The sequence below is a fragment of the Thermogutta terrifontis genome (assembly GCF_002277955.1).
GTDB lineage: Bacteria > Planctomycetota > Planctomycetia > Pirellulales > Thermoguttaceae > Thermogutta > Thermogutta terrifontis.
This window is the reverse complement of sequence record NZ_CP018477.1, coordinates 2,494,090-2,519,154: the sequence shown is the minus strand read 5'-3', so window position 1 is coordinate 2,519,154 and position 25,065 is coordinate 2,494,090. Positions and strand designations below refer to the sequence as shown.

At 55.9% G+C, this 25,065-nt stretch carries 16 protein-coding genes; 11 read left to right on the top strand and 5 right to left on the bottom strand.

Translation table 11 applies throughout. The features are described from left to right. Positions 1–14 precede the first annotated feature (14 nt). The 3 genes from THTE_RS09350 to THTE_RS09340 form a co-directional block, all read right to left on the bottom strand. A complete protein-coding gene (locus tag THTE_RS09350) occupies positions 15–1,061 on the bottom strand; it encodes a ThiF family adenylyltransferase (RefSeq protein ID WP_095415188.1) in 1,047 nt (348 codons plus the stop codon). 30 nt (positions 1,062–1,091) lie between these two features. Then, positions 1,092–4,175: an excinuclease ABC subunit UvrA gene (gene uvrA / locus THTE_RS09345; protein WP_095415187.1), complete on the bottom strand. Its 3,084-nt coding sequence runs from the start codon at positions 4,173–4,175 to the stop codon at positions 1,092–1,094. An 80-nt stretch (positions 4,176–4,255) separates the two neighbouring features. Continuing rightward, positions 4,256–5,569: a beta-ketoacyl-[acyl-carrier-protein] synthase family protein gene (locus THTE_RS09340; protein WP_095415186.1), complete on the bottom strand. Its 1,314-nt coding sequence runs from the start codon at positions 5,567–5,569 to the stop codon at positions 4,256–4,258. Between the two features lie 240 nt (positions 5,570–5,809). On the opposite strand from THTE_RS09340, the gene THTE_RS09335 reads away from it, so the two are divergent. The 5 genes from THTE_RS09335 (at position 5,810) to THTE_RS09315 (ending at position 10,879) form a co-directional block, all read left to right on the top strand. Continuing rightward, positions 5,810–6,817: a DUF1559 domain-containing protein gene (locus THTE_RS09335; RefSeq protein WP_095415185.1), complete on the top strand. Its 1,008-nt coding sequence runs from the start codon at positions 5,810–5,812 to the stop codon at positions 6,815–6,817. Positions 6,818–6,842: 25 nt separating this feature from the next. Beyond that, entirely contained in the window at positions 6,843–7,256 is a 414-nt protein-coding gene (locus THTE_RS09330; RefSeq protein WP_237260111.1) for a carboxypeptidase-like regulatory domain-containing protein, read from the top strand. A 93-nt stretch (positions 7,257–7,349) separates the two neighbouring features. Further along, positions 7,350–8,453, top strand: coding sequence for a DUF1559 domain-containing protein (locus tag THTE_RS09325; RefSeq protein WP_095415184.1), 1,104 nt, complete (start codon positions 7,350–7,352; stop codon positions 8,451–8,453). 101 nt (positions 8,454–8,554) lie between these two features. Further along, positions 8,555–9,058, top strand: a complete 504-nt coding sequence (locus tag THTE_RS09320) for a DUF6795 domain-containing protein (RefSeq protein ID WP_095415183.1) — start codon at positions 8,555–8,557, stop codon at positions 9,056–9,058. A 414-nt stretch (positions 9,059–9,472) separates the two neighbouring features. After that, positions 9,473–10,879 carry a hypothetical protein gene (locus THTE_RS09315; RefSeq protein ID WP_168175823.1) on the top strand — a complete coding sequence of 469 codons (1,407 nt, stop codon included), beginning with the start codon at positions 9,473–9,475 and terminating at the stop codon, positions 10,877–10,879. Positions 10,880–11,116: 237 nt separating this feature from the next. Here the strand turns inward: THTE_RS09315 and THTE_RS09310 are convergent, their stop codons facing one another. Further along, entirely contained in the window at positions 11,117–11,953 is an 837-nt protein-coding gene (locus THTE_RS09310) for a M14 family metallopeptidase (protein WP_095415181.1), read from the bottom strand. Between the two features lie 727 nt (positions 11,954–12,680). Here THTE_RS09310 and speD point away from each other — a divergent pair. The 6 genes from speD to THTE_RS18675 all read left to right on the top strand — a co-directional run bounded on the left by speD (position 12,681) and on the right by THTE_RS18675 (position 23,059). Further along, the gene (speD, locus tag THTE_RS09305; protein ID WP_095415180.1) at positions 12,681–13,016 is read left to right on the top strand and encodes an adenosylmethionine decarboxylase; all 336 of its coding nucleotides are present in this window, start codon (positions 12,681–12,683) and stop codon (positions 13,014–13,016) included. Then, positions 12,965–13,987, top strand: a complete 1,023-nt coding sequence (locus THTE_RS09300; protein ID WP_095415179.1) for a bis-aminopropyl spermidine synthase family protein — start codon at positions 12,965–12,967, stop codon at positions 13,985–13,987. The genes speD and THTE_RS09300 overlap by 52 nt, the downstream gene beginning before the upstream one ends. Positions 13,988–14,279: 292 nt before the next feature. Next, positions 14,280–17,570, top strand: a complete 3,291-nt coding sequence (locus tag THTE_RS09295; RefSeq protein WP_095415178.1) for a LamG-like jellyroll fold domain-containing protein — start codon at positions 14,280–14,282, stop codon at positions 17,568–17,570. Positions 17,571–17,708: 138 nt separating this feature from the next. Further along, positions 17,709–20,330 (top strand): DUF4838 domain-containing protein, encoded by a 2,622-nt coding sequence (locus THTE_RS09290; protein ID WP_157731991.1) that lies wholly within the window; start codon positions 17,709–17,711, stop codon positions 20,328–20,330. A 40-nt stretch (positions 20,331–20,370) separates the two neighbouring features. Then, positions 20,371–22,413 (top strand): right-handed parallel beta-helix repeat-containing protein, encoded by a 2,043-nt coding sequence (locus tag THTE_RS09285; protein ID WP_157731990.1) that lies wholly within the window; start codon positions 20,371–20,373, stop codon positions 22,411–22,413. Positions 22,414–22,471: 58 nt separating this feature from the next. Beyond that, positions 22,472–23,059: a sulfatase-like hydrolase/transferase gene (locus THTE_RS18675; protein ID WP_420823845.1), complete on the top strand. Its 588-nt coding sequence runs from the start codon at positions 22,472–22,474 to the stop codon at positions 23,057–23,059. Between the two features lie 1,074 nt (positions 23,060–24,133). On the opposite strand, the gene THTE_RS09275 is transcribed toward THTE_RS18675, so the two are convergent. Further along, positions 24,134–24,724, bottom strand: coding sequence for a hypothetical protein (locus tag THTE_RS09275; RefSeq protein ID WP_157731989.1), 591 nt, complete (start codon positions 24,722–24,724; stop codon positions 24,134–24,136). Positions 24,725–25,065: the final 341 nt, after the last annotated feature.

Sequence of the window (25,065 nt, the reverse complement as noted above, 5' to 3'; positions counted from 1 at the left end):
CGGCGTTGTAGCTCTTACATGCCAACAAACCGGGCATAGATGGTTCGCCCGAGCACAGGGTCCTCAATCCCGGTGATGAGGGCTCGCCCATCGGGAAAAAGCGTCAGTGTCCAGTCGGGGGTTCGCAACCGTAGGAAATAAGGGGAGCGTTCGACTTCCCCCAGCGCGCTCCACCGGTTGTAAATTTCATCCAGGTCGCATCGTCCTTCGGCAGGTGTTACTTGCACGGTCTTCCGCCCGCAGAGGGTCACGCTGGTGGACTCGCGTCGGTGTTCAAGGAACTCGAACCGGCCCTGCCCGCAGGTGGGACACAAGGGATCACGCAAACCAGCCAGCGAAATCTGCCGAAGTGTTACCGGCCACAAGTTGACAACGATGAGATCACGTGTGACGGCCTCATGTCGGCCGGCGAGGATTTTGAGGGCTTCCATTGCCTCCAGCGAGGCCACGACGCCCACAGTTGGGCCCAGGATTCCGGCCGTCTCGCAGGTCGGTACCGCTCCGGCCGGAGGAAGTGTCGGGATCAAACAGCGCAGGCACGGCGTTTCTCCGGGAAGAATTACCATAACCTGTCCCTGGGCCCCGAGACACGCAGCAAATACCCAAGGGATTTTCTCGCGAATGGCGTAATCGTTGAGAAGAAATCGCGTTTCAAAGTTATCCGTCCCATCCACGAGCAGATCGATATCCCGGGCTAATGCGCCGATAGTGTCCGAACGGATGTCAGCCACGATCGGTTCCACCCGGACCTCGGAATTAATAGACTGAAGTTTCTCCGCGGCCGCCACAGCTTTGGGGAGTTCCTGATGGGCGTCTTGTTCGTCGAACAGGCACTGCCGGTGGAGGTTGCTCAGGTCGACGAGGTCTCGATCCACCAGACGCACGTATCCCACCCCGGCCCGGACCAAGTGGTTCGCCACCATTGTTCCCAAAGCGCCACAACCGCATACCAGTACTCGGGCCCTTGCGAGCCGTTTTTGCCCCTCCGTTCCCAGAGCGGCAAACTGGACTTGACGGAGGTATCGGAGAGATGTTTCGGAATCAGGTCTCGCAGTTGGCATGTTTAACGTAAGATCCGCTTTACTGGGGTGTCATTCGACACGTTGTGTCCGTGATCGACTTTCCGGGCTACTCCGTCCCTCCAGTATTTTAAGAAGGAATTGCCCCGTAACTGAGTCTGGGCAGGCCGCGATTTCTTCGGGCGTTCCGTGGGCAACAACGCGGCCGCCCTCGAGACCTGCGCCCGGGCCGAGATCGATGACGTAGTCGGCGGAGGCAACCAGAGCAAGATTGTGCTCGATCACCAGAAGAGAGTGTCCCAGGGATATAAGTGTGTCAAAGCATTCCATAAGCTGGTGAATATCGTGGGGGTGGAGTCCCCTTGTGGGTTCGTTGAGAATAAAGAGAGTTGGTTTTTTTCGTGAGCGGGAGAAATACGAGGCCAGTTTCAGACGCTGGGACTCCCCACTGGATAGGCTTGCCATTGGTTGGCCCAAGCGAACATAATCCAGCCCAACGTCCATCAATCGCCGCAGTTTGCCCTGGATCTGCGGTTCCCCGCGGAAAAAAAAGTACGCCTCGCGAACGGTCATGTGAAGAATATCTGCGATGTTCTTTCCGCGGTACGAGATGGCCAAGATCTCCTGTCGATAGCGGGTGCCTTCGCATTCCGGACAGGAAATCTCCATATTGGGCAGAAAAACCATATCAATTTCCAGAAAACCTTCTCCTTCGCATCGCGGACACTGGCCTTCACGGGAATTGAAACTGAAGTGACTCACCCCATACCCGCGGACCCGGGCATCGCTGCTCTGAGCGAAAACTTTCCTGATTTCGTCAAAAGCTTTGATAAAAGTGGCGGGGTTAGAACGCCAGGTTTTCCCGGGGATAGTCTGGTCAACAAGGACGACGTCACCAATCTGTTTTTCTCCCAGCAGATCCGAAAACGGAAGGGGCTGCGGACCCACGCCGCGAAGTTTCTGCACGAGGGCTGGATAAAGGGTTTTCTCCACAAGAGTGCTTTTCCCTGCCCCGCTGACCCCTGTCACCGCACAGAGAACGCCCAGGGGAAATTCCACCGTGATGTCTTTGAGATTATGCCCGGAGGCTCCCGCCAGCCGAATCCACCCCTGGGCCTGACGGCGGGGACGGGTGAACGCGATCTGACGCCGATGGTTGATGTATTCCGCGGTCAAAGTGGAGGCGTTGGCCAGATCTTTCGGCGATCCCTGAAAGACAACTTCACCTCCACGCTCTCCGGCTCCCGGTCCGAGTTCAATAACGAGGTCTGCCTCACGGATAAGCGCTTCGTCGTGTTCAATCACGACCACCGTGTTTCCACGGTCGCGGAGATGATGGATCATCCGGCGAAGTGCCGACCGATCCCGTGGATGCAGTCCTGCGGACGGCTCATCGAGGATGTAGACCACCTGTTTCAGGCCGGACCCCAGAGCCGCCGCAAGAAGCGTTCGCCGCAACTCCCCGCTACTGAGGGAGTTACCCGCCCGGTCGAGATTGATATGGCCAAGGCCAAGCTCACGGAGTGAAAGAAGTCGTTGAAGGATTGCTTCCCGGCAGTAGACCGCCTGGCGTGTTTCCGGGCGACGAGAAACGAGATGGTGGACGAACTCAATCGCTTCATCAACGGTGAGGCTGCAGAACTGCCGAATGTTGAGCCTTTGTACCAAACCTCCCCCGTCTTCGTGGTTCGCCGCGGGAATTCTCAGCTCATTCTTTTCGCCTGGCCTTTCAACCTTTTGCCAACGGCTTTCTAAAAAGACGCTCAAGGCCTCACGTGAAAGCTGCGTACCGCGGCACTGGGGACAGCGGATTTCGATCTTCCATTGTTGCATCCAGGCCCGCCAAGCAAATTGGTGACGCTGCCTTTCCAATTTCCGCAGAATTCCTTCAAGCCCAGCAACCCCCCTTTCCTCGCTCCCGTAGAGAACCAGCCCCAGTTGTTCAGGAGTCAAATCACAAACCGGCTGGTCCACGGGAATCCCGAACTCCTTAGCTTGACGAAGAAGTTCCTCCTGAAATCGGCTCAGTCCAGCCCTGCGCAGCGGGGCGATTGCCCCTTTTTCCAGGCTCAAATGGAAATCCGGAAACACCTTGGCGGGATCCAGCGTGGCGACTTTTCCTGTGCCCTGGCAGCGAGGACACGCACCGATTGCCGTGCGGCTGTTAAAGAGGTTGGGTTCGGGCCTCGCGAAGACCTGCCCGCAGGTAGGACAAACGAACTGGCGGGCAAACTCGGCTCGGAGCCATTCCCGATCATCGAGCCTGCACGATTTCCAGACAACCTCCCCAACCAAAGTCCCCCGCTCAGAACAAAATTCCCCTGGTCTCCCTGTGCACGATGCGGAGTCTCTTTTCTCCACAAAAACAAGGCACTTTCCGGTACCCTGCGCGAGGGCCGTCTCCACGGACTCACGAAGTCGCGACTCGGGACAACTTCCCAGTTGGATCCGGTCCACGATCACAGCCAGGAGTTGGTCATGGCCATTCTCTACCGCTGCTTGTCCCCCTAGAGAAGCCTCACGATTGCTGAGGCCCGCTTCCGTGATCAATGCCGGAACGTCTTCAACGGCGAAGATTCGGTTGCCCAGGAGGACTCGGGTCCAACCGTCCGCTGCCAGTTTCGCTGCGGTTTCCTTTAAGCGATCAACGGGGTCTGAGGCCGTGGAAAATCCCTCCGCCACGTTAAAGGCCACTATCGCGCGACGGCCTTTCAGCCAGTCCGCTTGCAAGGTTTCGGCAATGGCCTGTGAATCCCAACTCCGGACAGGCCAACCGCAATCAGGGCAGAAGATTTCCCCCAGGTGCGTGTAGAGCAGCCGAAGAAAGTCGAAAATCTCCGTTAGTTGGGCGACGTCTCCCCTTATTCCCCGAGTTTGCGTCTGGTTACCCACGGCCACCGTGGGTGAAAGATTGCCGATAAAGTCCACATCCGGGCGGGGTAAATCTTCGAAATGCTGGCGAATTCGCGCGGACAGACTTTCGATATACCGGCGCTGCCCCTCAACGTAGAGCGTGTCGAAGGCGAGACTGGTTTTACCACTGCCACTGGGCCCACAGAGGACGGTCAGTTTTCCTTTTGGTATTTCGACATCGACGGACTTGAGGTTGTGGGTGCGGGCACCGCGAATAATGATGCTACGTCGTGGGGAAGACATAAACGTCCGGATGGTAGGTGATCACTCCAGATCCCACCACCGTGGAAGACCGTGTGCTACCGTGATTGCTGACGTAACTGTCATTCATTCCATGCGGCTACGATGGCCGCCGAAGCTTGCCCTTGCGGCGTCACGTTCACGTTCACAAAGACTGGGCGCGCAACCTCCCGGGGTTCACGGACGACATCCACGGGACAGGCGGGATCGGGATCATCGCAGTTAAGCGTGGCAAACAATTGTTTGTGGTTCAGTGCGAGGACACCCAGGGCCAGCTCCACCAGCCCTGCGCCGGCTCCCAGGTTTCCGAAATAACTCTTGGCCGCGATCACAGGTACGCCTCTCGGACCGAACACTTCAGCCAGAGCTTCTGCCTCTTCCCGGTCGCAGCTTTGAGTACCCAGGCCGTGGGCCATGACGAAACCAATATCGCTGGGCCGCATTCCGGCCTGCTTTAGAACCGCCCGCAGAACCAAAATGAGTGCGGCTTTTCGATCCGCGACGCAGTGACGTCCCGCTACAGCCGCCGAGGCCGCAGCCAGAACCTCGCCGTAAATTTTGACACCCCGTCCGACGGCGGAGCGACTGTCTTCTAAAATGACGGCTGCTGCGCCCTCGCCGGGGACCATGCCGGGACGGACCCTGTCGAACGGGCGACAGGCCGTGGTGGGCTCCTCATCCCCCAGCGCCACCTCCTCCTGTTGCACGGTGTGAAGGGCCTTCATCAAACTGAGCCGCGTGCCGGTTACCCCCACCACCATGCAGTCTGCACGCCCTGCACGAATGGCGTTGAGTCCATCTGCCAGGCACACGCCGGGACTCGCTTCCCGCAAAGTGAGTGAGTTGCTGGGCCCCCGTAGGTCGTTATAAATGGCCAGATGGCTCGCCGGCATGTTGGGAAGGTATTTGAGAAGCCACAACGGGAAGAGACGCGGCATTCCTTCCCCGGCCCATCGCTCAAAATGGAATACGCCATCCCCATCCAAACAGGCCTTAATGCCTTCCAGAAACTCTTGGGGCTCGCTGACCATGTAGTCGCTGCCAAAGCTTGTCCCGATTCGCTCGGGCTCAAATGTCCCGATCCGAATCCCGGCATCATTGAGCGCGAGCTGGCCGGCAGCCACACCCATTTGGCACTCGCGGCACATTACTTTGAGCGCCTTTCTGAGGTTTTTTTGCGCCTCCTTGTCCATTTCCCCAAAGTCTTTGATGTTGCCCGTGAATTCCCTGACTTCACCGGCCGCCCGCAGGGGAATCACATCGCGGGGGAGACAGGTTGGGCGTGCAAGACCAGACCGCCGCGCCACCACGGCTTCCCAGATTTCCTGGGGGCTTCTTCCGATGGGGGAAAGCACCCCGATTCCTGTTATGACAACACGCCGCTCTGAGCGATCCATGGATTCGCCCTCAAGCTTGTCTCGGTCTGCCGGACTACAGTCGCGAATTTCTTATCTTAACTGATGGCCCATGCGGCGTCGAGAGTTCAATTATTTCACACGTCTGACATGTGCTGCTAGCAAAATGCTTGACAAATATTTGCGCCACAGGTAATGTAACAGCGCGGGAAAAATAAAAGAACAGGAAATGTTCCGGCCGCATTGGCGCAATGCTTTTTCCCTTGAAAAAGGAGAGGCCCTATGCGCTGCTCAACTCGCCGTGATCGCCCGGCGTTTACTCTCGTTGAATTATTAGTCGTCATCGCCATTATCGGTATCCTCATTGCTCTGCTGTTGCCCGCCGTTCAGGCGGCGCGCGAAGCCGCTCGACGAAGCCAGTGTAACAACAATCTCAAACAGCTCATGCTTGCCTTCCATAACTACCACGACAAATGGGGTCGGTTTCCGCCGGGCTTGGTGAAGATGGGTAATTGGTTCGTCGCCAACAATTGTCCCGAGGGCCAGTGCGGCACATGGTCGTGGGGAGCCTTCATCTTACCGTATTGCGAGCAATCAGCATTGTTCGACACCCTTCGCCCAACCATGATTCCGGCGGATGCCGCGATCCAACCTGATCAGGTGTACGCTCTCGTACGCAAACGATTACCCCTCTTCCGGTGCCCTTCCGATACGGGACCCGAGACCAACCCCGAACGCAAGGTCCCCCGCATCGGCTTTTATGGGGATGTGGACTGTACGACAGGGTGTGTCGAGGTCTTTACCGCGAACTACGTGGGATCGAACAACAGCTATGATCTGAATCGCGAGTACACGGGTACAAATCAATTCAACGGGCTGATCGGTTACGGACAGACTGGAAGCAATCCGCCGCGCTGCACGCCCATTGGAGACGTGACGGACGGGACGAGCAATACGTTTGCCCTGGGAGAACGAGCATGGCAAATTCAGGGCGTTATGCTTCGTGCTGCTGTTCCTATTATGGCGAATGGCGATACCGGTAATCACTCCCGACAGGGCCAGGTCTATGCCATGGCCTGTGGTCGCTGGCCGCTGAATTGCACGTCGGCACCGGAGTGTGATCGGGGATTCAGCAGCATGCATCCCGGTGGAGCTAATTTTGCCATGGTCGACGGCTCAGTGCGTTTCATTTCGAATACGATTGACCATAACAATGCCACCGCGGCAGTGGATAGCATCTACGAGCGTCTGATCGCCATCGATGATGGTCAACCTGTGCAGTTGCCATAGGAGGGTCAACGAGGGGAGGCCAACGGTGAAGCAGATAGGTCTCATTTTTCTCGCGTTATTGGGCTTTTGTAGCTTGAGCGGGTGTGGTACGGGTGGGCCCGCGCTCGGACAAGTTGAGGGGACAGTCACGCTCGACGGCGTCCCCCTTCCTGGAGCCCGCGTCATCTTCAGTCCTGTGGATGGCGGCCGCTCGTCCATGGGTGTTACCGATGGAAGTGGCCATTACGAACTGGAGTTTGCCGCGGGCAGCAAGGGTGCCATGGTGGGCAAACATAGGGTGAACATTTCCACCTTCGAAGCCGGCGAAAAAGACGACAGCGGACAACTTGTAGGGTTCGTGCCAGAACGCGTCCCCGCAAAGTATAACACCAACACTACCTTGGAAGTGGAAGTCAAGCGCGGCCATCAGGTGATCGATTTCCCACTCCAATCACGTTGACCTTTCATGGTGATCACGGTTGGGACAATACGCGAGTTGCATGAACCGGCCAGTCACATCCAGCTATGAGTCTCGTTAAGAGGAGGTGCCCGTATGCGTAGTACGAGAAAAGCCTTTACGCTGGTCGAGTTGCTTGTTGTCATCGCAATCATCGGAATTCTCATTGCTTTGCTGTTGCCCGCCGTTCAGGCGGCGCGGGAGGCAGCTCGCCGATCGCAGTGCAGCAACAACCTCAAGCAGCTGATGTTGGCTGCCCACACGTACGTAGACACCTATCAGCGACTGCCGGCGCGGCAATCTGGAACGGGTAATATCGCCACTGGTTACCAGCGATTGCGAATCAGCGGCTGGCTCCAATTGGCACCGTTCTACGAACAGAAGTCGGTGTACGACGCGGCCATGCAAGCGAATGACAATCCCTGGTCTGATAACGCGGTTTCCCACTGGCAGCTAACAATTATCCCGACGCTCAATTGTCCGAGTGACGCGGGAGATATTCCACCGAGGGGAAGCAAACGCGGAACGACGAGTTATGCCTTTTGCGCGGGCGATAATTATGAAGCTTCGGTTCACTCGCCCACCGAACGCTCGGACGCCAATCAAGCCGCAGCTCTTATGAATACGCCGATTCGCAATCGGGGCTGCTTCGGCCGGCAAGACTATAATTCGCTGGCGAACATAACCGACGGAACCAGCAATACCATTGCCTTGGCGGAACGCTCTCGTCCCCGCCGGGACAACGATCGTGGCTCTGTGATCTACGACACGAGTGGAGATCCCTCTGCCTATATCCCGCTGACCTGCCGAGCCTATTGGGCAGGGAATGCCTACATCTCTGGTGCTCCGATCTTCACGTCCGACACCTCTCCGGGATACCGCTGGTCAGACGGAGCCGCGTATTTCGCTGGTGTAACCACTATTCTGCCCCCTAATACAGCGGTGTGCGCGATTGCCGGTGGCGGCTGGAGTGGGATTTCAGGGCATTTTGCCCCGGGAATTTATACCGCAACGAGCGAACATCCCGGCGGCGTCAATGTGGCCTTCGCCGATGGGAGTGTGCGCTTTATCAGCGATACGATCGACACCGGTAATTTGGGTGTCGTGGCGCCATCGCCAACTGCCTCTGGACCCAGTCCTTTTGGTGTATGGGGAGCTTTGGGAACGAAGGCTGGAGGCGAAACGATCACGGGATTCTAAATAAGTGACTGATTAAGCCTTCCGCGTGCGCATCGGCTGCGTTTGACGGCGGGGTTGTTGACTCCATTCCAAGGATCTGTGGGTATCACATGAGGGCATCAATGGGCCGGCGATTTATTCTGGCAGTTTTGCTGTGTTTCGTCTGTGGTTTGGTCGTTTCTCAGGGATGCGGTTCGCGTAGCCGGGGAAATATTCCGCAAACAGCACCGGTCTCGGGAACGGTGACTCTCGACGGTCAACCGGTCGATGGGGCCACGGTCGTGTTCGTACCGACGGGAACGCCTGCCTACGGGGCGTACGCCGTGACAGACTCCAAGGGCCATTTCTCGCTGAAATCGTCAGAAACAGTGAGCGGGGCAGTTCCCGGCAAGTATCTCGTCCAGGTTACCAAACTCGTTACCGATACCTCGGGGAAGCAATTTGTGGTCGCGGAGGACGTGGAACACGCGGCCCTCGCCTCCGGCGGTTCCGCCCCTTCGACGGGTGTTAGTGCAACACGGAACGTGCTTCCCGAAAAGTACGCCAATCCCAAGACGTCCGGGATCGAGGTCACCGTCCCGGCAGAAGGCCTTCAGAATCTCGAGATTAAGCTCAGTTCCCAGTGATGCCGTCTACCCTTGCAAAAACGGTTCACTCCCGAAAACCGTGGCTTAAAGTGGGCAGGCCGGTTGGAGGGAATTGAACTTGCCATGGGGATTCACAGCCGCCACGCTTTGCAACCAGGGTCTCTGACCACGAAGCGACTTTCCACAGGTGTCGGACGAGGTAGATGTTCCACGTGGGTTTGGGCCCTGGCGTATCTCTTTTTTGCCTTTTGGAGCTATCGACATTGCCTGTTCACGGGTGCGCTTCCAGCTAGTCGCCCCGCCAACGGCGTGGTGACACTTTTCAATGTCTGGACGATCTGGTGGAATGCGGATCGTGTCTCCTGTTGTTTTCAAAATTATTGGGACGCTCCGATATTCTGGCCCGAGAAGGGCGCCTTCGCCTTTTCTGAACCCCAGCCGCTGACGGCCGCCGTGGCGCCTGTTGTCTGGATGTTCGATCCGGTGGCCGCTTACCATGTTTACTTCGTTGGATCTCTCGTCCTCAATGGAGTCGTTGCCAGGAGGCTGATTCACCGGTGGACCCAAGATCATTGGATAGCCGGATACGCAGGGGCTCTCGTTGTGTGGCTGCCGCTGATTCTCCAGCAACCGGAGCTGATTCAGTACGCGCCGCTCTGGCCGGTGCTATGGCAGTGGGATGTCGTCCTGCGAATGCTGGACCGCCCGATCTGGACACAGGCCCTCGAGCTTGGCTTCGCATGGGCACTGACATTTGCAACCAGCATCCAGTTGGGACTTTTCGCCGCACTCATTCTTGTGCTGATTGTACCCTGGTTTTTTATGTCCAAGAAAGGTGAAGGCGTGGGCGTGTGGATGGGCGGTATTGGCCTCGGAACGCTTCTCATTTTGGCCGTGGGATTGCCAATGAGCCGAATCCTCTCGCCCCATGCTGTTGTCCGTCCACCTGAGGTCGTCACCTCGCTATCCGCGAGGGTTGGCGAGTGGTTGACGCCACCTCCCCACGGGCTCGATTTTTATCTGGGCGCGTGCCATGGGATCGGGGGCCGGTGTTTGAATCCGGGATGGCTGGTCAGCTTTTTGGCCGTGGGCATCACGGCTGCCGCAATATGCAGACGCTTACAGGAGTCACCCCTTCGCCGGATGGTTTTATTCCTCGCAGCTATCGCTGTGGTGTCGGTGATCGGCTCGCTGGGCCCGAAAATTCGAGTGGGACAGGTTTCCATTTGGGATTTACTTGCCAGGGTCATTCCCCCTTTTGCCGCCGTGAGAAGCCCCTACCGATTTGCGTACCTCGCCCAGCTCACCATTCTTTTGTTGAGTGCACTCGGCCTGATGGGCGTGCGAACCTATTTTCAAAAGATTTTGCCCGGGGTTCGCAAAGGAGTGCTTTCAGGCGGCATTTTTGGGGTGCTCGGTCTTGTGTGCTTGCTCGAAGTTTTGCCGGGAGCGCCGTTTCTTGTTGTTCCTCCGGACTATTCGCGTCCACCTGGATGGGCCCGTTATCTCGCAGGGCGTGCGCCGGCCAACACGGTTGTTCTTGTTCTCGATTTCCCTGTCCCCGGTCAACTTATCGAATATGAACCAACAGTCCGTGTGATGCTCTGGCAACCCGTCCACAGATGTTGGCTTGTCAACGGTTATTCTGGGGTCTTCCCGGCAGGCTGGTGGCGATTGGCAGAGATGTGGCGAAAGAAGCCGTATAGCGAGGAAGTGTGCCAGTTTCTCAAAGAAAACGAGGTGCGTTTTTTGCTTCGGCCACCCACATTCCCCGCGCCACCGCGGCATTTGCCGCACGGTTTAACTGCCACCCGGCTTTTCGTTGACAAAACCGGCTGGGAAGTGTGGAAGGTGGAATAGGCGAGAACAGGGCTGGTGGCGAGACAAGCTCTCGAATAACTGTTTATACGCTATCCTCTTGGTAACTGTTTCATGAAGGCCGGAACCGATCAGGGGGCGTATCACACATCCAAGTCATCAGACGCTTTGAAAAACCCGCTCAGCCGTGCAACTCGCCGGAGAAAAGGCCACGAATCTTGGTCAGCGAATTTGAAATTTTCTTTTTAAATTTGAAAATTTTCTTAGATCATTTTGGCATTATTGCATTAGCCCCATTTGGAGTTCCTCCAGCAGGGCACGGACAAATTCGCAGTGATAAGCGATTCTCCTGTCTATAGGATCCTGACGGGTGGACTCCAGAATGAAGCTCTGACATCCAAGGACCGCGCCGGCGGCGCGCGCCAGGGAACCGCGGGCTGGCCAGCGCAACACGACGAACCTTTCGTCCAACTCAGTTATTTGGGGGTTCACTTTTGCCAGAAGTTTTTTCACCACCTCGAGGGTTTCCTCTCGGGGGTAAACGATGAATGTGTTGCCCACTCCCCGATCTTTGTGAAACCTGACAGATTCGTGGAGATCGACAAGCCAGTCGGGACGGATCTGCGCAACGTGCTGCCAGAGTTGCTGGGCGAGCGTGCCTTTGGGCCGACACTCTTTGCCCTCCACCACAAAATTGCGGTTGAGATCAGCCTCCTCCTTCGGCACACCAGGGATGGTTCGTTGACGGTGCTCAACTCCTGGGGGGTTGGCAGGCGACACGACGACAAGTTTTCCCCGCCGGACGGACCAACACGCCATGATTTGCGCAGCCTTAACTCCGGCGGGTTCGTTACCGTGAATCCCGGCCACGACCAAAACCGTTGGTCCCGGCTCGCTCCCCGTCCGTACAATCGGCTGGGGAACGGTTGCTTTTTCGCCGCTCTGCTGATCGGACCCAGGCACGTCGCTACCTGTAAACCATTGGATAATTGAGGCAATTGCCAGAATGGAGAGCGCCCGTTGCACAGTTCGGTTACGTCGGGAAAGGCCCATGACTCGCCAGCGTGTCATCGTTTTGCCGCCGCTACCGGTGCTTTGGTAATTCTGAGTGAGCATGAGACGCCTCCCAAATCCAGGGCGTAAAATGCGCTCCTAGCCGCCGAGTGTTAACAGTCATCGGTGAATGGGCTGGTGGAATGGGTGACACGGCAAGCGTCTTAACAACGTCTTTCTCTCGCTGGTTGACCAATCCGCGATACACCCGCCATCTCATTATTGAGCGGTTGCTTTGAGACGCAACTGTTGCTGGCAAATGCCGAAGACCCGAGCTCGCCCGGTTTTCCAAATGGTTAAGGGCATCGAATGCGGACAAGGTGCGCCAGGCCCAGTTCATCGGGGATTTCCGGAACAAGCTGGTTCGCACCGCAAGGAATTTGAGGGGAGGCCATCTCTCGTGACTGTAATACCTGTTTCGACAGTCTAATACTTGAGTATTTAGGAGACGTGCGCAAGTTTTAACGGCGTCAAGAGTTGCGGAGTGGCTTGAATCTAGCGCGCAAGGTCATAAAATAACAGAGAATAGAGGTGGCTTATCGCCTCGCGTCTTGTAACCTGGTTCCCAGGTTCGTTTGGGAGGAGCCCGGACCGTAAAGCAAATCGCGGTGTGGAACCGACCCAAACGGCCTTTTGGCCGGCTCAGCCATCAACCGGCGACCATCCGCACCGCTGCAGGAACGGTCTGGGTGGGAAGCTGGTGCATCGGGCGCCTCAACCGCCCGATGTGTGGAATGAGGATCCCCGTTTCGGGTTGTTAGCTTTTTCACCTGAAATAGGGAGGCCGGCTATGGCAGTGGGAACCCACGTTCTTGGCGAATTGTATGGTTGCCCACCCGAGTTGCTTCGGCGTGTGGAGTCTGTCCAGCCGATTCTGTACTCTGTAGCGGAGCAGGCCCGTTTTCACACCGTCGGAGAGCAGTTCCACCAGTTTGAACCAGAAGGTGTGACAGGCGTTCTTCTGCTCGCAGAATCCCATTTTGCTGTGCACACCTGGCCGGAAAAAGGGCTCGTTGTCGCAGACGTCTTTACGTGCGGCCAGGAAGGCAACGCCATCAAGGCCTTTGATTTGTTATGCGAATACTTCAAGCCTCAACAGGTGAACAAACGGGTGATCACGCGCTGACACGCACGGAGTTTCAGATTCTCCGCACGCTTGTCGATCACGGGTGTACTGTGTGGGATCTCCTCGCCGCCGTGGATGGTACGGTGATGGAGATCTACGAGGCATGTCGCGCGCTTAGTAGCCGGGGGTGGATTGTTCTCAAAAACGATCGACTGCAGGTCGCTGAACTTCCCCAGCGGATAAAAGAGGCGTGCCATCCAGATTTTGAGTCCGTACTGGCCAGGTTCGAAAAGCTCCGTGCAGAGGCTCCCTGGCCGACCACAGAATTTTTTCAAGAGCCGATCGTAAGCTCCGACGTTATCAAAAGAGTTCGATTTCTTTGGGAACGGGGAGACCTGTTTGACCGAACCATTCTCGTTTTGGGAGATGACGATCTTTTCTCACTTGCCGCAGGGCTTACGGGATTGCCCAAGCGCGTTGTGGTGGGAGAAGTCGACTCTCGCTGGGTGGATTTTATCCAGGGCGAGGCAGAACGAGGTGGGCTTGCCGTCGAAGCTCGCATCTATAACGTGGCTGATCCCCTTCCGCGCGAATGGCGAAGGGCCTTTGATGTGTTCGTTATGGATCCGGTTGAGACTCGTCAGGGATTTAGGGCGTGGCTGTCGCGGGGACTGGCGGCCATAAAGCACCCGGGGAGCATGTATTTTGGCCTGACTGAATTGGAGTGCCCGGCAAAATATTGGCACGAATTCCAGCGGCTCATCAACGAGGGAGGGCTCGTTCTTACAGACATCCTGCGGGATTACAGCTATTATGAAAACCGTTCGCTGGCCAAGCCGGAGACCTGGCAGCGTACACGCCTTGCCCGTCAGGCACCCTTTCCCGCGCGGCCCGAAGAACAGTGCTTGTGGTATCGCAGCAGTTTTTGTCGTGCTGTGACCGTGAAAACCCCGCGACCGCCACTGCATGGCAAGATCCGGTTCGGGCGTTCTTTTTACAAGGGACCTTACACGGTGACACTCGAAGAATGAATTGTGGAACAGCCCTTCTCTTTGGCCGGGCGGTGGTTCACCCAGCCCGAAAAGTTGTCACCGAAACTGTCGGAGCCTGATAGAAAGTTGCACCGCTTCTGAGAGTAAATCGCCCAGGCTCCTGAGGTTTTGAGACATGCCGCGCTCCATGACGCTGCCCCAAAACTTATCGCCGCGTCGCTCCTTGAACCCGTGTTTCCGTTAGTGTACGTTGATAGCCGACTCAAAGCGGGTTGGGACTTCTCGCTTGACGTTCACGTCAAGTATCTGCAGGCTGCGCGGAGGACGGACAATGCCCCGAAAAGTTGCGGTAATTACCATGTTGAGCGGTGTAATGACGTTGGTCGTTTCTGCTCAGCCTTTGCTCGGCGAAAGCAGCCAATCAGTGGGGAATTCAAGCGCAGCTCAGCAATCAAGTCAGGGGCCGTCGGGCCAGAATATCATTGCCTGCTGGAAGTTTCTGCCGGGCCAGGAAACCGCCGATAACTCCGGACACGGTCATGAGTTACGGCTCCGAGGGGCGTCGCGATTCGTTCCCGGAGGTGTGTCTGGCAACTGTTTGGAGTGCTTCTCCAGTGCCAACAATCCGGAGGTTGGAAATGGAGCGGTGGTGAGAAATGATCCACGGCTCACTCCGGAAGGAGCCTTCACGCTGGAGTTATGGATCAAACCCAAGGCGGAACTCGATACGTGCAGCGTGGCTTTTTTACTCGACAAAAAATATCTTCATTACCCGCGAGAAACTCCAGAGGCAAATTGCGATTATTGCCTTTATTTGCGGCGGACCAATCCCGGAAAATTTCGCCTCGTGGCGTATCTTGGGTTCGGTCAGGATTCGGCTGAGTTCATATCACAGGAAGTCTCTCTGCTGCCTGACTGTTGGGTACACCTAGCTTTTGCCTACGACGGTGCGGGGGTGGGGCGATTCTTCCTCAACAAGCAAGCGATTGGCAGAACGGTCCATCCCGGACGGGGACCGGTCTCGCCGGGAAAATACGACCTGGTGATTGGAGATCGTTACGGTTCTTTGTACTCGGGGTTCCCCGGCTATATCGACGAGGTCTGCATTCACGCGGGAATTCCCAATTGGGCACAAGGTGGCCTCGAAGTCGAACTCGCATCCCTGGCACGTACGGCCTTCCTGCGAATGGAAGATACGGCTTTTGTTCACCTCGTCCTCCGCAATGAAACACAGCGTGAAGTAAGCGACGTAAAGATTGCCTGTATCTCTAAAGAATCGACAACATCTCTACGAGTACCGAAACTTTCTCCTCACGAAGAAATTCCTATAAAAGTGCCCGTGGATACTCGGTTGCGAACGGGAAGCTACGCTCTCCGGGTGCATGTTGAAGCCACTCAGGAATCCACAGTATTGCACCAGGAACGGGAATTTAACATTTCCATTGTGCCACGACCGATACCTGATATGATGCCTGTTATCTTATGGGGCACAGGTGATCTCGAGCAGGTCAAAGAAATTGGCTTTACTCATCAGTTAGTCAGTCTGACGGACTATGCCCACATTTGGAAATTGGATAAACCGGGAACCGCTGTCGAAAGTTCTCAATTAGCGGAAAAAGCGGAAATGCTCAATGCACACCTGGTTCGGGGTGTGGGTGCGATCGTAAGCTTATCACCCGGGTCATGGATTGTGAGGAATCCCGAAACGCAGTCACGATTCCAGCGGGTGGATAGAAACGGGCAGCCTTACAAGGACCCAAACCCGTGTGGTCTGTTTCCGGAGGTGCGCGAATTCTGTTACCGAGTCGGGGCATCGGTGGCAGAAACATTCCACGATTTCCCATCGCTTGAGGCAGCGCTTATTCATACAGAGGTTCGTGACTCGACCAATCTGTGTTTCCATAAGCATGATTTGGAAACTTTTAGGACAAAATACGGCTACGACATTCCAGATCAAGCCACCAGCAAATGGGGCGTGCGTTACGATCGGATTCTCGGATTTCCGGAAGACCGGGTTATTCCTGATAACGACCATCTGCTTGAGTTCTATCGATGGTTCTGGACAGAGGGCGATGGGTGGAACGGATTGCATTCAGCCGTCCACCGTGGCTTGAAATCGGCAAGACCCGATCTGTGGACGTTTTTCGATCCGGCGGTTCGTGCTCCCAGCATCTGGGGTAGTGGAGGCGAGGTGGACGTTCTTTCCCAGTGGACGTATACCTATCCCGACCCGATCAAAATCGGCCAGGCAACGGACGAACTCTTCGCGATGGCTGAAGGGCGACCAGGCCAGCAGGTCATGAAGATGACGCAGATTATCTGGTACCGGTCTCAAACGGCCCCAAAGCTGCTCGAGGAGGAAAGTCAACGGGCACCGTGGGAAAGGGAAATACCCGACGCGAAGTTTATCACGATTGCCCCAGATCACCTGCGTGAGGCGTTTTGGTGCAAGATGGCACGTCCTATCCGGGGCATCATGTATCACGGTTGGAGTTCGCTCGTGCCGGCTCCTCACGCAAGTTATCGCTACACCAATCCCCATACCAGAGAAGTGCTCCAGGAGCTTATTCACGACGTGGTTCGACCTTTGGGGCCGGCTCTTTTGAATATTCCGGATAGTCCCGCCGATATTGCCATTTTAGAAAGCTTTGCTTCCCAAATGTTCGCCGGTCGGGGGACCTACGGCTGGAGTCGCAACTGGGAAGCGGACATGCATCTTGTACTCCAATGGGGACGATTTCAGCCACGGATCATTTACGAAGAAAGTATCCTGCGAGATGGACTGGATAACTACCGGGTGCTTGTTCTTCCAGCCTGTGATGTGCTGCCCGCGGCTGTCGTCAAAGCGATCAAAGAATTTCAATCCCGGGGAGGATTGGTGGTGGGGGACGAATTTCTCTGCCCGGCAATTCGGCCTGATATTCGCGTGGAGTCCTACCGACGAACGGGAAAGGCCGAGGAAGACAAGGCAGCGCTGCAACGGTTGGCTGAAAAACTGCGGCAGGAGCTGGCAAACCGTTATCCCCGACACGTTGACTCATCAGATCCAGACTTGATTGTTCGGACACGACAGTATGGCTCTGCCCTATATGTTTTTACGATCAATGATCGCCGCACGTTTGGGGACTACGTCGGACATCATGGCCTGGTGATGGAAAAAGGCCTGCCTTTGGAAGGGACCGTCTCGGTGGTCACACAAGGGAAAACTGTTTATGATCTTGTCGCACATCAGGAAGTTAAATCGCAACGAATGGGTGAGGTTTTGACGTGGTCGGTGAAGCTCGGACCAGGTGACGGGCGGGTGTTCATGATCACGGACCAGGCAATTGAGGGGGTCCAAGTGTTGGTTCCGCAAAAAGCCGAGAGAGGTCAACGGGCATCCCTGACGATTCGCGTTGTTGGCAAGAACGGCTTGCCTTTATCGGCTGTGATACCGATAGAACTCGAAATTCGCGATTCTCAGGGGCAGACCGCAGAGCCTACGGGTTTCTATGCGGCGCGAGATGGCGTTGTGAACGTATTTGTGGATTTCGCGCCCAATGATACGCCGGGCGAGTGGCAGGTCCGAGTAAGAGAACTGGCCGGTGGCCACGAGGTTGCCGCGAAAATACAACTCCAGTAAGAGCTGAACAGGAAATTCTGAATAAGGCACCAAATTATGGCATTCCGGATCGCACGCTTTATTCCATTAATGGTTGGCATCTTAGTAATAAATTACTGCCCGCTAGCTCTATCGACTGAGGCTCCAGAATCCGTCGCCTTGGTCCAAAATGGTTCGGCATCTGCCCGCCTTGTGTTTCCTGCAGGGCGACAAAGCGAACTGAAACTGGTGATTGACGAACTTCACGACGCGCTGTCCGCGGCGACGGGAGCCTCCTTGGAACGCCTCCCCTGGGAGCCCGACCGTCCACTCCCTTCCCCTGCGATAGTTGTGGGAACGGCGATGGATTTTCCAGAGGAAGCAAAAGCGTTTGGGCTTGATGCGATGGGGCCTGAGGGAGTGGCTGTGTGCACCAGTAGGGGGCGCCTTTGGCTCCTGGGCAACAGCCCGGCAGGGGTTTCTCACGCGGTATACATGTTCTTGGAGGAACTGGGATTCCGCTGGTACTTTCCGGATCCGGTGTGGACTGTGACGCCGCATTGTCGGGATATCACAGTGCAAATTCGCAAGGTGGAACAACCGGCTTTTGCCTGGCGACGGATCTGGTATGGGTGGGGACCTCGAACTCCTCAGTTACAAAAAGATTACGATGCCTGGATGCGGCACAACCGCCAGGGCGGAGCGTTCCGCGTGGACTGTGGGCACGCCTGGGAGCGATATATACCGGTCAAAATGTTTGACTCCCATCCCGAATGGTTTGCCCTGGTGAAAGGAAAGCGGCAACCGCCTCAGCTCTGTGTAAGCAACCCTGAAGTGCAGCAGCAATTTGTGGAGGCCGTCCTGGAATATCTCCGGCGTCACCCGGAACAGACGATGGTTTCCGTCGAGCCGAATGATGGAGGCGGCTATTGCGAATGCCCCAACTGTCGGGCAATCGGGAACGGCTCGGTAAGCGATCAAGTATTCTTTTTAGCCAATTTGGTCGCCCGAGCTGTACAAAAGGAGTTCCCCGGGAAATATGTCGGTCTCTATGCCTACGCTCACCATGCGGACCCACCGAGTTTCGCACTTGAGCCCAACGTCTACGTCCAAGTCACAACGGGCTTTCGTTACACGAAATTGTCGTGGGAAGATCAAATTCGTGCCTTTCGCCAGTGTGGCGCCCAGGTCGGCGTGTATGACTATTTCAGCGTCTATCCCTGGGATTGGGACCTCCCCGGTGCGGCAAAAGCTGGGAGAGATTTTGAGCTTGCGACAGCCATTCGAAATTATCATAGCCTCGGTCTTTCGACCTACGACGCAGAATCCTCGTGTAACTGGGGGCCCAATGGACCTGGTTACTGGATGGCAGCCCACTTGATGTGGAACCCCCAACAGGACGCGCAATCCCTGTTCGAGGATTTTTGCACAAAAGCATTCGGTGAGGCAGCGGCACCTATGCGGCGACTCTATACGCGCTGGAGCCGTGGTGAGCGATTTTCGCCACGATCGTTGAAACTTGCCATGGAGGATCTCGACGCCGCCTATCGGGCTACATCCGCGCCGGAAATCGTAGCACGGTTGGATCGCGTGGCCATGTATCTGCACTGGTTGCGACTGTGGTTGGAATATGATCAGTCCAGCCGCCACAACCAATGGAACCGCCTCGTGGTCGCGCCCCCCGAAGAGATCATCGCGCGGGCAAAGGAATGTGTCGTGTTTTCCCACCGGATTATGGATACTGGCTTGATCCACACTTTTCCAATGCTGTTTTCGTCGTGGTTTGATGAGCGATTTCGGGCACTCACACTCGTTGAGGGTTTCAACCTCAGGGAAGCTCACAAGGCGTGGACCGCCCAGAAGCAGAATATTCCAACTCACGAGGAGGTCACCCAATTCCGACAAGAGGACCTCAAAAGATATGCGGACCTTCAGGCTGTTGAGATAGAAGGCCGGATCTGGCGTGGTCCGCTGCGTCCGGTGACAGACTTGGTGCCCGACGCCGTGGCGAGCTGGCAGGAAACAAAGTCGGCGCTGCCCGCGATTGAAAGCGGGGAAATTGTTTTTCAGGGGCGAGCAGGGGAAGAATTGACCATTTCCTGGCAACCGTTCGACAAAGGGCACACAATCTCATGCGATTGGACGTTGCGAACGGAAGAGACGATAGTTGCCACGGGACACGTGGAAGCCCCCAAAGGCGAGCCAGCGCAGGCGACGGTGAAACTTCCTCAAAACGGTGTTTACACTTTGAATCCCGGAACCGATTTCTGGCGCGCTGCCCGGGTGGACATCGGTAATCGACCGTTTGTTTTTAGGGCAGCCCGGGCAGATACGCCCGGTGCCCCCAAGGCTGTACCGCTTCGTTTCTGGTTGCCCGCGATGAACGAGCGGCTTTACTTTTACGTCCCTCAAGGCACTCGGCACTTCGTGGTGGGGATCGTATCGGGAGGCGACCCGTGGACCCAGCTCCGAATTAATACCCCCGATGGACGAGTTATTGTTGACGACCGAGTACTTGCCGGGAGCGAGATTTCTGTGATCGTCGAGGAAGACCAACGGACGTACGGGGCTGACTCCGCGATGGCCAATCACAGTATCCTGCCGTCCGCCCAACAGAGCGTGGAAGTCCCCAACGGGACCGACGGCCAGATCTGGAGCCTCCAACTTTCCGGATTGCGATGCGTGGTGGAATTGTATGATGTTCCACCGTATTTGGCGTGCAGCCCACAGACGTTGCTCATTCCAGAAGACGCCGTTTTCCATTCGCAGTCGGACGGGAGCCGCAAGGTGGATTACGATTAGTCGGTGCAGAAGTGAACAGAATAATGATGGGGATTCGACCATGATCACTCATGTTCACCGGCATACGGCCTGGATAGCCTTAATGGCCTTCCTTGCTGCAGTTGCGACAGAAAGTGGCGCGGAAGAACGTCCTGGGGTGTTGGTACCCCCCGACGATCAAGCGATTCGTGAAGTGGAGGCTGGTCAACGCGAAGTGGCGAACGCAGCGTGGTGGGGATTTGACGCGGAGGACTCCACGAAGGCCCTGCAAGCGGCGCTGCGTTCGCCTGCCAGGAAGGTCATCGTCCCCAAGATGCCGCACCCATGGATCGTCGACAAAATCGAACTCGTTGGCAACAAGGAAATAATCTTCGAGCAGGGGGTAGAAGTCATAGCCAAACGGGGAGCCTTTTTAGGAAAAGGAGACTGTTTATTCACAGCCACAAACCAGGAAAATCTCACCATCGTTGGCAATGGCGCTGTATTTCGCATGTGGCGGGAGGATTATGCTCGACCACCATACGAGAAGGCAGAATGGCGGCATTGCCTGAGCTTGCGAGGGTGCGAGAACGTCGTCGTTCAAGGACTGGTGCTTCGCGAGAGTGGCGGAGATGGTATATATCTGGGGGCCGGTCGGAACGGCGAACCAAACAGGCACATCATTATTCGGGATGTCATCTGTGACAGCAATTACCGCCAGGGGATTAGTGTCATAACTGCCGAAGATTTGCTCATCGAAAACGTGACGCTCCGCAACACCGCGGGAACGCCACCCCAGGCGGGAATCGATTTTGAACCCAATCGGCCAGGCGAGGTTCTCGTCAACTGTGTGATGCGAAATTGTCTCATCGAGAACAATCGCGGTTATGCGATCCATGTCTACGCCGGAGCGTTAAATGCTGATTCACGCCCAATCTCCATTAGATTAGAAAACTGTCATACGCAGGGGACCAACGCCGGTTCTCTGAGTATCGTCGCCAGAAATTCCGATGCAGAGGCCGTCCGGGGCGTCGTCGAGGTTATCAACTGCTGTTTTGAGGACTCCGGGACCGCGGGAATGATTGTGCGGTCGAAGCCGGCCGGGAGGCTGCAAATTCGTCTTAAAGATTGCAGAATTGTTGAAAAAGCGGAGCGTCCCGTTTCTCCATCGCCGATCCTTTTCGTATCTCGACCTGGTGATGAGAATGACTTAGGTGGACTGACTCTGGAAAATGTGATTATCACCGATAGAATCGACCGACCTTTTTTGTCTTTTCAAAATGCGGGTGGTGTTTGCCTGACTGACATTAAAGGAACGATCACGCTTTCTCGGGAAAAGGGCCAGGAAACCATCCTGGTCGATCAAAACTGGCTCAACAGATCGTTTCCCTGCGATCCCATTCGTCGTTTGCCCATCATTTCCACGGATAGGTTGCGAGTGGAAAAAGAACCGGTTTCTCCCAAGACCATCCTTGCGGTTCCTCCACACCGGTTGCGCGAAAATGCTCAATATGCAATTTTCGCTCGGCAGGGAGAGCGGGTCGTTTGTGAGCTTGCCTATGAAAAGGTGGGTCAGAATACTGGCCGCGATCTGCCGCTTCTTGTCCGTGGACCATCTGGTGAGACGGTTCAGCAAGCCAAGCTTAGGTTTCAGGCACAGACCCGCATTGAGTTTTTCGCATCCAAGACGGGCGTCTACAAGATAGAAGCGGAGCCGGGGCCCAATAGTCTTCGCCTGGTTGCAACAAGCCATTATGCAGGAATTGTGGGGAATAGAGGCATCATCCACATGATTGGAACTCGAGGGCGGTTTTATCTTTTCGTTCCGCCTGATACTCCGATAGGGCTAGGCGTCCAGGGGGACCCGCCCGGAGAATGTGTCGGTGCGCGGCTGACGGAAGGGGCGGCAATCCTTTGGGAGATACAAGGATGTCAGGATGTGCGTTCCTTCGTGAGTGAGGCGACAAGTTCCTCGCGAACGCTCTGTCTGGAATTAAAGCAACCGACACAGGGAGTTTTAGAAGACGAGTATATTGCCATTCGCGGAACCGTCCCTGTTTTGAGCTTTTGGCAGGACGTATTGTTCGTGACAGGTCATCCAAGTGATGAAAGACATAATCCGTAAAGATGTCGAGTAATTCAAGCGATATGACCCGAAAATTATTATTTATTGGAGGACAACCATGTGTGGGTGCTTCGTCTGCAATAATGGATTTTATCTGAAGAAAAAAGTTTTTGCTCACATGCTATTCGTTATTGCGCTTGTTCAGTTCATTGCCATGGCTGCGGAAACGGGGAACTTATCGGCTGACGAGCTTTCCGCGACTGGTCGTTCCACAATATCTGTTGAAGTAAAGGGAACAACAACGCGAGCGGAAACTGCGTCGGACACAACGGCTACTTCAGAATCGCGAGGCCGCCAGCCAAATATTGTGCTCATTCTGGCTGACGACCTGGGCTACGGAGAAGTGGGTTGCTATGGACAGAAGAAAATCCACACTCCCAATCTTGATCGTATGGCAGCGGAGGGAATGCGATTTCTCCAGTTTTACGCGGGTGCACCGGTTTGTGCCCCGTCCCGATGTGTTCTCCTGACCGGTAAGCACCTGGGGCATGCAGCAATTCGCGACAATTCTGAGGTCCAACCGGAAGGCCAGTGGCCGTTACCCGCAGAGGAAGTCACCATTGCGGAGCTCCTCCCGCTGGAAAATGCTACGAAGACGGGGGAGGCAAGTTTTGCACGGTTCCAGTCTCCTGGAATTTCGGGCTGAGCGGAACAGATGGAGGGGATAGCGGCGAGTTCCAGGCCGAATTCGGCACGGTTGGTAAATCACCATATCCACTTGGATTAGGAGACAACGGCGGCTGCGCCTCGATATTTTCCGACCCGATTGGCAGTGAAGGCTGAGATAAACTGCCCACTCCTGCTCCCGGTGTGAGAGGAATCAACTCTGGCTTGCCGAACATCTCCGGGTCAGGTCGCAAGGTGGGACGAGAAAAATCTCCGTGCAAGTTTGAGGCTTCAGAAGACCCAGCGGACGGTTGAACAGGTTCCTTGGTCCACTCCGCCCGGACTTCGGTCGCTGCCGCTGGCTTGCTCTGATTGCGCGAAGTGGTATTGCGCAAACCTTGCTGGGACCACCAAAGTGCAAAGGCTAATATGGCTACAAAGCTGACAGCCACGCCACTACAAACTATAAGACTCGCCCACGTCCTCTTTCTTGACATTCCGACTGGCCCTCCTTCCCCTTGAGTCCTGCCTCGAACGCATTGCCCGAAAATCAACACGCCCCATTTGCGAGCGGCCGTCAATTTAGCACGGTCGGGGTGGTAAGTCAAGCCACGCGGTTTCTGAATTTCTAAACCGTACTTACTTTTGCAAAAACCCGTGGCATGCCACGAATACAAACTGTTTTAGGGGCAATTCGTGAATTGCCCCTACCAGTGGCGTGGCCTGGGTGAAGCCGGGCCCTCCAATTCAACCAATGGGGAATGCCTTCCCCGGAATGCGGCCAACACGGAGCGGCACGCTCGTCGTGCCCGCCGGAACGTAATACATGTTCCAACGTTGGAAAGCGGACGTGACGAGCACGTCCCTCTGAAAGTAGACTTGACAGCATGTCCCTCCGGGTTGACGCGAACTTGTTTGGACGTGTGCGACCCTTCGCCGGAGGAAAAGTGGGGACGGCTCAGACGCGATTTCGCTTGTTTAAAGTCCCAGTATTATCCAGGTGCACGTTTATTGGGCACCGAGAACAATTGGTTGCCGGAGGTCGGAAAAATCGGAATTTCCGGGAACGGGCTTCCAGCCTGGAGCCAGTTGGCCAGCAGTCTTCCGAGGCCGGTTACGGCTGCGCTGACGGGGCCGCCGATTGCTCACCCTGAGATGCGGCGCTATTGCTCCGCCGAGCGGCCGCTCCTTCCCGCATTTTTTGGATTTCTGCTTTTTGTTCGGGTGTGAGGACTGCCTCGATCTCCGCATCACGCTGCGCGATGAGTTTTTCGAGTTGCCTCTGTAGCTCGGCTATCTGGGCGTGATACTTTCGTTGGATGTCGTAGATCTTTTGCCGCTGCTTTTCGTCGACCACTCTTCCGTAATAGGCCGGTAATCGTGGTCGAAAAGGCGGCACGCTTTCCTTCTCAGCCGCGGCACTTGGAGGCTGCGTCGCGGCTGGCTGCCCTGCTTGTGGATTTCCTTGAGCCTGCGCGGCGGGAGGTGCGGCGGAAGGTCCACCAGATTCAGCCACCGCAGAATTTATGTGATTTCCCGACAGTGCCGCGCCAACGATGAGCACGAGGGCTATCATCCAAACACGGAGATTCAAACCATGTGTCTTTCGTGCAACCCCCATATTGGCCGCTCCATCCCGATGGTGACGTTCCATCAAAGGTGACGAGCCATTATGCAGTGTCGAAAAGTCACAGCGCTGTCTCATTGTCAAATTCTCCCAAGGGCAAGAGGTGCACATGCCTAGTCCCGGCACTCCGGCTTTCATTCCGGAATGCCGCCCAACGCAAAGTGCTCCTACTGTGTTCACGCCAGGCGTGCTTGTCAAGAGCCCACCGGAAAAGTCGTCAAGTGTTTGGACAAAATTACAAAATTAGAAGTCTCCTCGAGTATTTGGTGTGCAGGCGGGTGGGAGCCGATGACAGCCCCTCGCTGGGTCATCCCCGCTTTTCCTCTCCCGCCGGTAACGAGCCCGGGCCTCGCCGCGATCCTGCGTGGGAATGAAGTTCAGCTTGGAGGGACCTGCTTGCCGGGTCCACGTTCCGACGC